Genomic DNA, 12,775 nt, shown 5'->3' on the forward strand with positions numbered 1-12,775 from the left:
TGTGCTGTGCAAACTCGACTCCGGTGGTTCCTGCGGATGTTGCCGGTATCGGCCGGGACCCGGCCGTACGGAAGAGCGGCCCTGCGACCGCGCCCCGGTGCGCGAAGATGAGCGGCATGAGAGACATCATCTCCGCAGCCGAACTCGCCGGCGACCTGGAGGCCGGGGAGTCGCCGACGCTCCTCGACATCCGCTGGCAACTGGGCGGTCCGCCGGGACGCCCCGAGTACGCCGCAGGCCACCTGCCCGGCGCCGTCTACGTCGACCTGGAGACCGAACTCGCCGGCCCGCAGCAACAGGGCACCGGCCGTCATCCGCTGCCCTCTGCCGAGCAGTTCGGCGAGGCGATGCGCCGCGCAGGCGTACGGCAGGACCGGCCGGTCGTCGCCTACGATGCCGGCGGGCCCGGCGGCGGCTGGGCCGCGGCGCGCGCCTGGTGGCTGCTGGGATGGGCGGGGCACGAGCAGGCCAGTGTCCTCGACGGCGGGCTCGCCGCGTGGCGCGCGGCCGGCCTGCCCCTCACGACGGAGGAACCGCAGCCTGCCGAGGGCGACTTCCTCCCCCTCCCCGGCACCTTCTCCGTGCTCGACCCGTCGAGCGCCGCGTCCCTCGCCAGGCGCGGAGTGCTCCTCGACGCGAGGGCGGCCGAGCGGTACCGAGGGGACGTCGAGCCGATGGACCCCGCCGCCGGGCACATCCCGGGGGCCGTCTCGGCGCCGACCACGGAGAACCTCACGGACGCCGGAACCTTTCGCACGCCCGAGGCGCTCGCGGAACGCTTCGAGGCGCTCGGGGTGCGGCCGGGGGCCGAGGTCGGCGTCTACTGCGGCTCCGGCGTCTCCGCCGCCCACGAGGTGCTCGCGCTCCGGATCGCGGGGATCGGTGCGCGGCTCTACCCCGGCTCGTGGAGCGAGTGGTCCGCCGACCCCACGCGGCCGGTGGCAACCGGACCCGAGCGCGGCTGAACCGCGCCGGGCCCGACCGCGGACCTGTCGAGCAGGTCTGCGCGGTCGGGCCCGGCGCACTGATTCAGCCATCGAAGGGTCGGCTCCGGGAGCCGCGTTCACTCCTTCTTGCGACGCGTCCCGAAGACGATCTCGTCCCAACTCGGTACCGCAGCCCGGCGACCGGGGCGTACGCCGTCGGCCTCGGCCTGGCGGTCGGTGCTTCCCTTGAGGCGGTCCCTGTGGGCGGCGACCGAGCGCGGCATCAGGACGTCGGCGTAGGCGGAGCCGGCGCTCGCCGCCGGTGCCGGCGGCTCGACCTCCTCCGGTTCCTCGGCCTCCGCGCTCTCCGGCTCCTCCTGCTCGGTCTCGACGGGTGGCGCACTCGCCGACGCAGCCGGGGGAGCGGACTGCTGCTCGGGGACGACCATGTCGCCGCGGAAGCTCGGCACCGCCTCCAGGAGGCTGGTCAGCGAGTCGCGCTCACCGTCGCCCGCGGTCTCGACGAAGTCGTCGGCGGGCAGGGCCTCCGACTCCGGCTCGGTGTCCCGAAGTTGGCCGCTCTCGCGCTCCCGCGGCAGCCGTGCGATCCGCGGCACGAACGGGAAGCTTGGCTCCGGGGTGTCGTCGGCCTCGCCGATGAGGGAGCGTGCCCCCTCGTCGACGGCCTGGACCAGGCGGCGCGGCGGGTCGTAGGTCCATGTCGCGGAGTGCGCCTGGGCGGCCACGCGGTAGGCGAGCAGCACCTCCCAAGTGCCGTCGTCCCTGCGCCAGGAGTCCCAGTGGACGGTGTCCCGGTCGGCGCCGCGGAGAAGCAGGCGTTCGCTCACCGCTTCTCCGAGCTGCGGTCCCGAGTTTTCCCCGGGTCGGCGCACGGGCGTCTTCCGTGCCCGTTCGGCCATGAATGCCCGCTCCGCCAGCACCGGCCCTTCGAAGCGGCGTACCCGGTCGACCGGGATACCCGCCATGGACGCGACCTCCTCGGCGGAGGCACCGGCTCGTATACGAGCCTGGATGTCCCGCGGGCGGAGGTGGCTCTCCACCTCGATCTCGATCTGGCCGAGCCGCGCACGGTCGTTGCGGACCGCGGCGCGCAGCCGCTCATCGATCGGAAGGGTGTATTCCGTGCTGTCGGCAGCTTTCAGCACCAGCCGTGTGCCGTCGTTGCTGACGGCCACGACACGCAGTTCGGGCATGGGAACCTCCCGGGTGGTGCCTGCCGACGTCACGTGCGTCGCTGCTCCCGCTAGACGAGTGTGGCCTGCCCGGGCGCAGCCTGCCACAACCTTGCCGACTTGCCCGACGTACCGAGCGAGTGCCCGAAGCCGCCGTTATGGCACGGTTACCTCCTTGCAACCCATGGTGACCGATGGTCACCCTGTGCAGCCTGCGCCGGTCAGTCCGAGACCAGGGCTCGCCACACTACTCCATTGGGCCACCCGGGTGGACCGCCTCGCCGCCGAAGTTGCTCCCCGGCAAGGGAGTTGGCACCCCGAGTCTCGCCGATCCCGGACGACCTCGGACGAGGAACAGGGTAAGCGGGTGGGGAGCCTCACAGAAACCGCTTAAACGGAACCATTGCCTTCGCCTGAAAGTCCCTTAGTCGTGCACAGTGGTTGAGAGTGTGCCAACAGGGGCGGTAAATGGACAGAAGAGACCCAGCGGACCCTCCGAGCGACGAGGAGCAGCAGCAGGAGAAAGCGAAGCGGATCGACGTCAGCCCGGCGCAGGTGATGGGCAGCGCCGTCGCCGCAGTGATCGCGGCCTTCGCGGCCGGCCAACTCGGCGTCTACGGAACGTTCATCGGCGCCGGCGTGATGAGTCTCGTCGCCACCAGCGGTGGCCCGCTCTTCCAGCACTTCTTCCGCCGCACCGGCGAGCAGATCAAGGTCGTCACGGTCCAGCAGCGGCCGAGGGCGCGTCGTCCCGTGCCGGAGGGGACCCCCTCCGCGCAGCGGCACGACACGCAGGCGACCACGCTGCTCCCCACGGTCCATCAGGCGGACGAGACGGTGGTGTTGCGTCCGGGCGAGGCGCCGAGGCTCCCTGTCACGGACGAGGCAACGGCGGTGCACCGGGTTGACCCCGACGAGACCGTCGCGCTCCGCAGGCACGCCGACCCGGACGCCACGACGGTCCTGCGCCCCGGCGAAGACCCCGAGGCGACGCGGATGTTCGCTGCCGTGCCGCAGGCGCCGAACCGGCGGAAGCCGCCCGAAGAGCCCTCGGAGGAGTTCACCGAGTCGAGCGTCCACGGGACCAAGTGGCGTGGCTGGAAGCGGACTCTGCTCCCTGCGGTGCTCGTCTTCGTCCTCGCCATCGGCGGCGTCACGCTCTACGAGGCGATCTCGGGGCACAGCGTCTCGGGCGGCAAGGGGACGTCGGTCAGTGACGTCTTCAGGGGCGGCGGCTCCTCCGACGGGAAGGACTCGGGCGACGGGGACGAGCCCGCACAGGCGCCGGGCGAGACCGAGGACGAGGACGGCGACGGCGGAGCCACCCCGCACGACCCGAGCCCCGAGGAGACCCGCGAGGGAGACACCGCCCCGCACACCCCCGCGCCCGACCCGACCGGCGGGACCGGAACCGGCAGCGGCGAGACGGGTACCGACCAGGGTGAGACCGAGGAGCCGGAGGGAGGCGACACCGCGGAGACGGGTTCGGGCACCGACGAGCAGTCGGACCGGGACACGTACCAGGAGCAGCAGCCCTCCGTCGGCGAGCCCGAGCGGGAGGCGCCCCCCGCGGAGTGACAGGCGCGGAAGGGACGGCGAGGGCCGGGCGGTGGAGGCCGCCCGGCCCTCGCGCGTGCGGTGGTTCAGTCGCCGAGGACGCGGCGGAGGTAGGCGTTGCCGAAGAGGCGGTCGGGGTCGAGGCGGTCGCGCAGGGAGCGGAACTCCTCGAAGCGCGGGTAGTTCTCGGCGAGGTAGGCGGCATCCCTGGTGTGCAGCTTGCCCCAGTGCGGGCGCCCGCCGTGCGCCGTCATGATCGCCTCGACGGTCGTGAAGTACGGCTCGTACCGCGTGCCGCGGTACATGTGCACCGCGACGTAGGCGGTCTCGCGGCCGCTCGCGGTGGAGAGCGTGATGTCGTCGACCGGGGCTGTGCGGATCTCGACGGGGAAGCAGACGCGGAAGTCGCTGCGGTCGACCGCTTCGCGCACCTCGCGCAGGGCCGCCATCGCCGCCTCCCGCGGGAGCGCGTACTCCATCTCCACGAAGCGGACCCGGCGCGGGCTCGTGAAGACTTTGTAAGGGATGTCGGTGTAACTGCGGGCCGAGAGCGCGCGGCTGGATATTCGGGCCATTCCGGGCACCGTCGCGGGTGCCGCCTTGCCGAGCGAACAGACCGCTTGGAAGACGCCGTTGGAGAGGAACTCGTCGTCTATCCAGCCGCGCACCCGCGGCAGCGGCCTGGCCGGCCCCTGGCTCCGGTTGTTCCGCTTGGTGTTGCACCCGTCCGTGTGCGGGAACCAGTAGAACTCGAAGTGCTCGTTGGTGGCGACGAGTTGGTCGAACTCCTCGGTGACCCGCGCGAACGGCATCGGCTCCTCGCGCGCGGTGAGCAGGAACTCCGGCTCGACGGCAAAGGTGAGCTCGGTGACGACGCCGAGCGCGCCGAGCCCGACGCGGGCCGCGGCGAAGACCTCGGGGTTCTCGGTCCGCGAGCAGCGCAGCACGGCGCCTTCGGCGGTGACCAGCTCCAGGCCGACGATCTGCGCGGCGATCGCTGCGGAGTCGCGGCCCGTGCCGTGGGTGCCGGTGCTCACCGCGCCCGAGACCGTCTGCTCCATGATGTCGCCCATGTTGGTGAGCGAGAGGCCGAGTTCGGCGAGTTCGCGGTTGAGCTGCTTGAGCGGTGTGCCCGCCGCGACCGTGACCGTACCCTCCTCGCGGTCGACGCGGCGGATGCCCGTGAGCCGGCCGGGCCTGAGCATCAGGCCCTCGGTCTTCGCGGCCGCCGTGAACGAGTGGCCCGTACCGACGGCCTTCACGCGCAGCCCGTCCGCCGCGGCCCGCCGTACCGCGTCGGCGACCTCGTCCGTCGAGGCGGGCGCAGCCGTCCGCGCAGGGGAGGCGGTGACCGTTCCGGCCCAGTTGTGCCACCCCGCCCGCGCCGTGCGGTCGCTCGTCGCCTGCGCGCCCATGTGATCCGTCCCCTCTCGCCGCGGTGCCGGCCGGATGCCCGGTCGGCGAGGCTCAGGGCGCGCACCGCGCCTCGACCGCGACGGTCCGGCGACGAACCGAGGGTGCGCGCCGGGACGGGCCCGGCCCTGCGGCCAAGAGCGGTGTGCTCCCCGTCAGTTGGGGGAGGATCATACTCATGGTCGTGGCGTCGGCCACCCGTCCGGGCGGCCCCTTCGTGCGGGACCTCCGGCCTTCGTGCGTCCGCGCCGCAAAGAGCCCGCGTACGCCCGCGGGCCCTGGGCGCGGCCCGCGTGCGCCGGATGGCAGGATCGGAGCTATGTCCGATCCGCTGCCCCTCGACACCGCGCCCTCCGGGGACGGCTCCGCCGCTCCGTACGACGCCCTTCTCCTTCTCTCCTTCGGCGGTCCCGAAGGCCCCGACGACGTCGTCCCGTTCCTGGAGAACGTCACTCGCGGGCGCGGTATCCCGAGGGAGCGGCTGGAGGAGGTCGGCGCCCACTACTACCTCTTCGGCGGCGTCAGCCCCATCAACGAGCAGAACCGCAGGCTCCTCGACGCCCTCCGCAGCGACTTCGTCGAGCACGGCCTCGACCTGCCCGTCTTCTGGGGCAACCGCAACTGGGCGCCGTACCTCACGGACACGCTCCGCGAACTCTCCAAGGCCGGCTACCGCCGCGTCCTCACCTTCGCGACGAGCGCCTACGCGTCCTACTCGGGCTGCCGCCAGTACCGCGAGGACCTCGCCGCCGCCCTCGCCGTCCTGGAGGAGGAGGGGCACCCGCTGCCGCACATCGACAAACTGCGGCACTACTTCAACCACCCGGGGTTCGTCGAGCCCGTCACCGACGGCGTGCTCGCGGCCCTGGAACAGCTCCCCGACGGGGTGCGCGAGACCGCGCACCTGGCGTTCACCACGCACTCGATCCCGGACGCCGCAGCCGACACCTCGGGTCCGCCGGCCGCGCACGGTTCCGGCGGCGCTTACGTCGCCGAACACCTCGACGTGGCACGGGTGATCGTGGACGCGGTGCGGGAGCGGACGGGCGTCGAACACCCCTGGAACCTCGTCTACCAGTCGCGGAGCGGGTCGCCCTCGGTTCCGTGGCTCGAACCGGACATCTGCGACCACCTGGAGGAGCTGAAGGCGTCCGGCGCGGCGGCGGCCGTCATGGTGCCCGTGGGGTTCGTCTCGGACCACATGGAGGTCAAGTACGACCTCGACACCGAGGCGACCGCGAAGGCAGCCGAACTCGGGCTGCCCGTCGCCCGATCGGCGACGGTCGGCGCCGACCCCCGCTTCGCGGCGGCCGTGCGCGATCTCGTCGAGGAGCGCGCAGCGACGGAGCGCGGCGGCAGCCCGGAGCGCTGCGCACTCGGCGCTCTCGGCCCCAGCCACGACGTCTGCCCCGTCGGCTGCTGCCCCGCGCGTACCCCCAAGCCGGCGGCCGCGGGCGCGGACAGTCCGTACTCCTGAGCCGTATGCCAGCACGAAGGAGCGAAGTGACCGAAGCACCCGTACCGGACGAGCGGCTCAGGACCGAGCTGCTCGAACTCGCCCTGGCGGCGGCCGAGCGCGCCGGCACCCTGCTGCGCGACGGCAGACCGGCGGACCTCGGGGTGGCCGCGACGAAGTCGAGCCCGATCGACGTCGTCACGGAGATGGACCTCGCCTCGGAGAAGCTCATCACGAGCTTCCTCGGCGAACGCCGCCCCGACGACGGCTTCCTCGGCGAGGAGGGCTCCGAGAGCACCGGCACCTCGGGCGTGCGCTGGGTCCTGGACCCGCTCGACGGCACCGTCAACTACCTCTACGGCCTGCCGGGTTGGGCCGTGTCGATCGCCGCCGAGTACCACGGGGAGGCCGTGGTGGGCGTGGTCTACGCGCCGCTGCGCGAGGAGACGTTCCACGCGGTGCGCGGCGAGGGCGCCTTCCTTCGGGGCCGCCGGCTCGCCTGCCGGGCGGCGCCTCCGCTCGACCAGGCGCTCGTGGGCACCGGGTTCAACTACGTACAGCAGCGCCGTGCGAGGCAGGCCGCGCTCGCCGCGCAGGTCCTGCCGCTGCTGCGGGACATCCGCCGCTCCGGCTCGGCGGCGATCGACCTCTGCGACGTCGCCGCGGGCCGCCTCGACGGCTTCTACGAACGGGGCCTGTACGCCTGGGACTTCGCAGCGGGCGACCTGATCGCGCGCGAGGCGGGCGCACGCACCGGAGGCCGCCCCGGTGCGCCCCCCGGCAACGACCTGCTGGTCGCGGGCTCGCCCGGCGTCTTCGACGCGCTCCAGCCGCTGCTGGACGAACTCGGCGCCTGGCACGACTAGTACGCACAGATCGGCCGGCCTCCGGGAGGAGGCCGGCCGATCCCCGTGCGGATGCCGGAGTGCTAGTTGTGGACGGGGCCGAGCTCGACTCCGTGCTCGGCGGCGAGGCGCTGGAGGTCCTCCAGCTCCTCCTGTTCGACGTCCACGAGGAACTCGTCCCCCGTTTCGCGGGCGTGGCGCAGGTCGGTCTCGGTGCTCCTTATACGTTGCAGGAGTCCTGCGGTGAACGCGTCCATGAGTGCGCCCCCTCGTCATGGGTCGGCGGCACGGGGATGTGCCGAGGCTTGGTGTGCTCACTCCGATCACCGTGACCTTCGGGGAGCGTCAGCAGCTCGGGGTGGCTTGCCGCGCACGGGGGGTGATCGTGGGTGTTCTCTGGTACTCCCCAGGCGCTTCCCGGTGGAAACCTCAACGACACCGAAAAATCGGCTAGTAGTGCGCCCGCGTGCTTCCGTGCGCCTGCCGTGCGCCGGGGCCCCGGGTGGTCTTACCGCTGGTTTACCGGCGTTCAGGCACGATGGTGGGGTCGGTACCCGTGCTCCTCGCCTGCGCCCTCACCGCGCGCCGGAGAGCCGGTCCCCGCACATCCCGCCCGCCCGGTGTGCGGCGGCGCACGTGGTGCCCGGGGCGGGGGAGCAGAGCACGAACGGAAGGAAAGCGCCGTGCGCGTACTCGTCGTGGAGGACGAGCAACTCCTCGCGGACGCCGTCGCCACCGGCCTGCGCCGCGAGGCGATGGCCGTCGACGTGGTCTACGACGGGGCCGCGGCCGAGGAGCGCATCGACGTCAACGACTACGACGTGGTCGTGCTAGACCGGGACCTCCCCGTGGTCCACGGGGACGACGTCTGCCGCCGCATCGTCGATCTCGGCCTGCCGACGAGGGTCCTGATGCTCACCGCCTCAGGCGACGTCAGCGACCGCGTGGAGGGCCTGGAACTCGGCGCCGACGACTACCTCCCCAAGCCCTTCGCCTTCTCCGAACTCACCGCGCGCGTACGCGCGCTGGGCCGTCGGACGACGGCGGCGCTCCCGCCGGTCCTGGAGCGCGCCGGCATCACGCTCGACCCCAACAGGCGCGAGGTCCACAGGGACGGCGAGCCGGTGCAGCTCGCGCCGAAGGAGTTCGCCGTCCTGGAGGTCCTGCTGCGGAGCGAGGGCACGGTCGTCTCGGCCGAGCAGCTCCTGGAGAAGGCGTGGGACGAGAACACAGACCCCTTCACCAACGTCGTCCGCGTCACCGTGATGACCCTGCGCCGGAAGCTCGGTGAGCCTCCCGTGATCGTCACGGTGCCCGGCGCCGGCTACCGGATCTGATCCCGTGAGCGCCGCACCGCCGCCGTCCGCGCCGCCGAAGCCCACCTGGGACCCGCCCTCGCCGCCCAAGTCCCCGCCGTGGCTGCGCCCGACGATCCGGATAAGGCTGACGCTGCTCTACGGCGGCATGTTCCTCATCGCCGGGATGCTGCTGCTCACGATCATCTACCTGCTCGCCGCGCAGGCGCTGCGGGACGGCAGTCAGCTTCCCTTCCGCCTCCTCGACGGCAGCGCACAGCTCACCTCGGACAACTGTCCCGGGCTCGCCGACGGCCGGCTCACGAGCGACGTCTTCATGCAGCGCCTCGCCGAGTGCACGGACGAGCAGCGGCGCCTCGCGCTCGACCAGCTCCTCCAGCGCTCGCTCATGGCGCTGGTCGGCCTCGCCGTCGCCGCGTTCGCCTTCGGGTACGTCATGGCGGGACGCGTTCTCTCGCCGCTCGGGCGGATCACGCGGACCGCGCGGCAGGTCGCCGGCTCGGACCTGCACAAGCGGATCGAACTGGAGGGCCCCGACGACGAGTTGAAGGAGCTCTCCGACACCTTCGACGACATGCTCGACCGCCTCGACCGCGCCTTCGAGGCGCAGCGCAGGTTCGTCGCCAACGCCTCGCACGAGCTGCGCACCCCGCTGGCGATCAACCGCACGCTTCTGGAGGTCCAGCTCGCCGACCCCGAGTCCTCGCCCGAACTGCACCAGTTGGGCAAGACGCTCCTCGCCACCAATGAGCGCAGCGAGCAACTTGTCGAGGGGCTTCTGCTGCTCGCGCGGAGCGAGAACGAGATCGTCGACCGCAAGCCGGTCGATCTCGCCGAGGTCGCGGGGCAGGCCGTGGAGCAGGCGCGCGGTGAGGCGGAGGCGGCAGGCGTCGAGCTGCGTGGCGTTCGTCACCCCGCGTACGTGCAGGGGAACGGAGTGCTGCTGGAGCGTGTCGCGTTGAACCTCGTGCAGAACGCCGTGCGGTACAACCTCCCCGCGGACGGCTGGGTTTCGGTGGACACCGAGGTCCTGCCGGGGCAGGCGGTGCTCGTCGTGGAGAACACAGGACCGGCCGTGCCCGCGTACGAAGTCGACAACCTCTTCGAGCCGTTCAGGCGCCTCCGTTCGGAGCGGACGGGGAGTGACAGGGGCGTCGGGCTCGGTCTGTCGATCGTGCGATCCGTGGCGCGGGCGCACGGGGGCGTGGTGACCGCCGAGCCGCGGGAGGAAGGGGGGCTGAGGTTGAGGGTCGCGCTGCCCGTCTGAGTCTGTCGACGGCGTCGGACGGTGCCAGGCCGGGCGTGAAATCCGGTCGGTTTTCGGTCTGTTTCCGGTCGGATGCGGCCCGTGGCGGCCGGGGGCTTCCCTGACCGGTCGGCCGTGGCCGTAACCGGAATGCGGAACAGGGTAGTTGGGTTCGGACGCGGAGAGTGCGGGAGGGGTGACAGCACGTGGTATTCCTACGGGGTAAGGGAGTTCGCCAACCGCGGAATCGGCGCGACGGAAGATCGTTTCCGAGGGCGTGGAAGGTGGTGTGAGGGATCGCACAACGATTTCTCCCGAGTCCACGCACTGTGGCCGATGAGCGGGAAGAAATCCCGGAAAATCCAGGTTTCCGCAGGCGGAGAACGTGGCAGTACCGGGGATGGCGTGCGCGAAGCGCTAGCCGGGACCGTCTATGGTCCTCCTCGGCATCCGGCGCGATCACCTCTTCAGGGGTGCGGTTGGGTGTCGATTGAGTAACAGACCTTGATGTGAGGCAAAATCTCCGCCTCAGGTCGGGCACAAGTCCGGCCTCTCATGCGTTACGTGCGCTGAGACACCGCAGATACCCAGAGGGGGAGAGCGAGATGGCAACGGATTACGACACTCCACGCAAGACCGATGACGACGTCAACGAGGACAGCCTCGAGGAGCTGAAGGCCCGGCGAAACGACAAGTCCGCCTCCAACGTGGATGTGGACGAGTTCGAGCAGGCCGAAGGACTCGAGCTGCCGGGCGCCGACCTCTCCAACGAGGAGCTGTCCGTCCGCGTGCTGCCGCGCCAGGCCGACGAGTTCACGTGCATGAGCTGCTTCCTCGTGCACCACCGCTCGCAGCTTGCCGCGGAGAAGAACGGCCAGCCGATCTGCCGCGACTGCGCGGCCTGATCCGATGCCGTCGAGGGGGGACCCGTCGGCGCAAGGAGGCGACGGGGAAGAGCACGACGCACGTAGCGAGGACGAGCGAGGCCCCGACGCAGCGGCCTCGCTCGCACCATGTGCGGGCGGCCCGCGGCGTCGCCGCGGCCTTGCGAACAGGCGCCGCCGCGCCTCCGCAGCCGCCCACGAGGGCGCGGCGGGCGCCCCAACCCCCGCCTGGCGCGGGCGAATCGCAGCGTTCTCGGGGGCCGTCGCGGACCGGATCATGGATACCGCTCCGCGCATCCCCGTCAGGGACGCCGAGACGCTCCGTGCGCAGTTCCCCGGCCTCGGGACCGAGGAGATCGCCGATCGGCTCGTCTCGGGTGCCGTCAAGGGCTCGGCTGCAGTGGGCGCCGGCGTCGGTGCGGCCGCGATGCTGCCCGTGCCGCCCGCCATGCCGGCCGAGCTCGCCGCGGAGCTGGCGGGGGTCGCCTCCGTCGAGTTGAAGCTCGTCGCCGAGCTCCACGAGATCTACGGGCGCCCCGCGCTCGGCAACCCGGCGCAGCGCGCCCGCGTCTACCTGGTGGCGTGGACGGAGCAGCGCGGGATCGACCCGTTCAGACCCGGCACGCTCTCCGCGGCGAGCGGGGGGCTCAGCAGCGGTCTGCGGAGCCGGCTGCGCAAGGAGATCGCTCGGCGCACGCTCCGCAACCTGCCCAACCTGGCGCCGATGCTGGCGGGGGCGGCGCTCGGCGCCGCGTTCAACCGCAGGGAGACGGCGCGGCTCGCCGGGCGCGTTCGCGGGGACCTGCGCGACGGCGGTCGCTGACGGCCGTCAGCCCGCCTGTGCCGAGTCCCGCGCGGTGGCGAGTGCGTCGGTCAACTCCTGCGGGTGACGGGTCGATACGAAGAGGTAAGGCGTCGGGTCCTCGGGGTCGGTGACCTTCACGCGGACCGCCGTGGGGATGTAGGCGCGCAGCAGCATGTGCGCCCTGGTGTCGGCCCGGTGGGTCCGCCACGCCCGCGCCTCCTCCGCGTCGAGCGCTTCCGCATCGCCGAGCGCGGAGACGGGGATGCGCGCCTCGCCCGCGACGAGCGCCCCGCCGACGATCCGCACCCGCACCGAGCCGTACGCGCTGACGGCGATCGCGGCGAGCGCCCCGCCGACGACGAAGCCGCCGAGGGCGGCGAGCGTGCCCAACGGCAGCATCGCCATGGCGGCTCCAAAACCCAGCGCGGCGGCGATCAGCCACCAGGAGCGCGGGGCGGTGAGGCGTTCGTCGAACGTCGTCGGCGTCGGTTCATCCATGGTTCCCAGCTTTGCACGCGCGCCCGCGCACCGCGGACGGCGGTAAGGTCTGCACCCGTGAGTGCTGCCCAACCAACCAACCCCCGCACCGGTCTCGCGGTTCGCTCCGCCTCGGAGGTGCACAGGTGAGCACACCCGTCGACATCCTGCTGCGGCGCCTCGATCCCGAGGTGCCCGTCCCGTCGTACGCACATCCCGGTGATGCGGGATGCGACCTCGTGACCACGGAGCGTGCCGAACTCGCCCCCGGGGAACGGAGACTGCTTCCCACAGGGGTGTCGATCGCGCTGCCGGACGGGTATGCCGCCTTCGTGCACCCCCGGTCCGGGCTCGCCGCCCGTTGCGGCGTCTCGCTGCTGAACGCTCCGGGGACCGTCGATGCCGGGTACCGTGGGGAGATCAAGGTGATTGTGGCGAACCTCGATCCGCACGAGAGCGTCCGCTTCGAACGGTTCGACCGGATCGCCCAACTCGTGGTCCAGCGCGTGGAGAAGGTGCGCTTCCACGAGGTGGCCGAGTTGCCGGGGTCGGCCCGCGCCGAAGGCGGATTCGGCTCCACGGGGGGCCATACCGCACAGCAGAGTGGTTACGTTGCGGTCGGTGCCGAACGGCACACAGACCTGAGAGGACAGTGAC

The 12,775-nt window shown here is 72.0% G+C and carries 13 protein-coding genes; 9 read left to right on the forward strand and 4 right to left on the reverse strand.

Translation table 11 applies throughout. The annotated features are described in order from the left end of the window. Positions 1-116: 116 nt before the first annotated feature. Positions 117-965 carry a sulfurtransferase gene (locus tag F603_RS0117670; RefSeq protein ID WP_026328506.1) on the forward strand — a complete coding sequence of 283 codons (849 nt, stop codon included), beginning with the start codon at positions 117-119 and terminating at the stop codon, positions 963-965. A 98-nt stretch (positions 966-1,063) separates the two neighbouring features. On the opposite strand, the gene sepH is transcribed toward F603_RS0117670, so the two are convergent. After that, complete coding sequence (sepH, locus tag F603_RS0117675) at positions 1,064-2,140, reverse strand: septation protein SepH (protein WP_019547312.1); 1,077 nt, start codon at positions 2,138-2,140, stop codon at positions 1,064-1,066. Between the two features lie 447 nt (positions 2,141-2,587). On the opposite strand from sepH, the gene F603_RS0117680 reads away from it, so the two are divergent. After that, positions 2,588-3,697, forward strand: coding sequence for an ICP22 family protein (locus F603_RS0117680; protein ID WP_019547313.1), 1,110 nt, complete (start codon positions 2,588-2,590; stop codon positions 3,695-3,697). A gap of 65 nt (positions 3,698-3,762) precedes the next feature. Here F603_RS0117680 and F603_RS0117685 read toward each other — a convergent pair whose 3' ends face one another. Continuing rightward, the gene (locus tag F603_RS0117685; RefSeq protein ID WP_019547314.1) at positions 3,763-5,091 is read right to left on the reverse strand and encodes a D-arabinono-1,4-lactone oxidase; all 1,329 of its coding nucleotides are present in this window, start codon (positions 5,089-5,091) and stop codon (positions 3,763-3,765) included. Positions 5,092-5,408: 317 nt separating this feature from the next. Between F603_RS0117685 and F603_RS0117690 the strand changes: the two genes are divergently transcribed. Both F603_RS0117690 and F603_RS0117695 read left to right on the forward strand, forming a co-directional pair. Next, a complete protein-coding gene (locus F603_RS0117690; RefSeq protein WP_019547315.1) occupies positions 5,409-6,566 on the forward strand; it encodes a ferrochelatase in 1,158 nt (385 codons plus the stop codon). Between the two features lie 5 nt (positions 6,567-6,571). Beyond that, positions 6,572-7,411, forward strand: coding sequence for an inositol monophosphatase family protein (locus F603_RS0117695; protein WP_051096257.1), 840 nt, complete (start codon positions 6,572-6,574; stop codon positions 7,409-7,411). Positions 7,412-7,473: 62 nt separating this feature from the next. Here F603_RS0117695 and F603_RS35390 read toward each other — a convergent pair whose 3' ends face one another. Further along, a complete protein-coding gene (locus F603_RS35390) occupies positions 7,474-7,647 on the reverse strand; it encodes a hypothetical protein (protein ID WP_016910130.1) in 174 nt (57 codons plus the stop codon). A 426-nt stretch (positions 7,648-8,073) separates the two neighbouring features. On the opposite strand from F603_RS35390, the gene F603_RS0117705 reads away from it, so the two are divergent. The 4 genes from F603_RS0117705 (at position 8,074) to F603_RS32315 (ending at position 11,659) form a co-directional block, all read left to right on the forward strand. Continuing rightward, positions 8,074-8,727: a response regulator transcription factor gene (locus F603_RS0117705; protein WP_016910131.1), complete on the forward strand. Its 654-nt coding sequence runs from the start codon at positions 8,074-8,076 to the stop codon at positions 8,725-8,727. A gap of 4 nt (positions 8,728-8,731) precedes the next feature. Further along, positions 8,732-9,973 (forward strand): sensor histidine kinase, encoded by a 1,242-nt coding sequence (locus F603_RS0117710; RefSeq protein WP_019547317.1) that lies wholly within the window; start codon positions 8,732-8,734, stop codon positions 9,971-9,973. A 584-nt stretch (positions 9,974-10,557) separates the two neighbouring features. Further along, entirely contained in the window at positions 10,558-10,857 is a 300-nt protein-coding gene (locus tag F603_RS0117715) for a DUF4193 domain-containing protein (protein WP_016910133.1), read from the forward strand. 256 nt (positions 10,858-11,113) lie between these two features. Beyond that, complete coding sequence (locus F603_RS32315; protein WP_019547318.1) at positions 11,114-11,659, forward strand: hypothetical protein; 546 nt, start codon at positions 11,114-11,116, stop codon at positions 11,657-11,659. 6 nt (positions 11,660-11,665) lie between these two features. On the opposite strand, the gene F603_RS0117725 is transcribed toward F603_RS32315, so the two are convergent. After that, positions 11,666-12,139 carry a DUF3093 domain-containing protein gene (locus tag F603_RS0117725; protein WP_019547319.1) on the reverse strand — a complete coding sequence of 158 codons (474 nt, stop codon included), beginning with the start codon at positions 12,137-12,139 and terminating at the stop codon, positions 11,666-11,668. 125 nt (positions 12,140-12,264) lie between these two features. On the opposite strand from F603_RS0117725, the gene dut reads away from it, so the two are divergent. Next, on the forward strand, positions 12,265-12,774 hold the full coding sequence (gene dut / locus F603_RS0117730) for a dUTP diphosphatase (protein WP_019547320.1): 510 nt from the start codon (positions 12,265-12,267) through the stop codon (positions 12,772-12,774). Position 12,775: the final 1 nt, after the last annotated feature.

Source organism: Streptomyces sulphureus DSM 40104 (genome assembly GCF_000381025.1).
In the GTDB taxonomy this organism is placed as follows: Bacteria; Actinomycetota; Actinomycetes; order Streptomycetales; family Streptomycetaceae; genus Streptomyces; species Streptomyces sulphureus.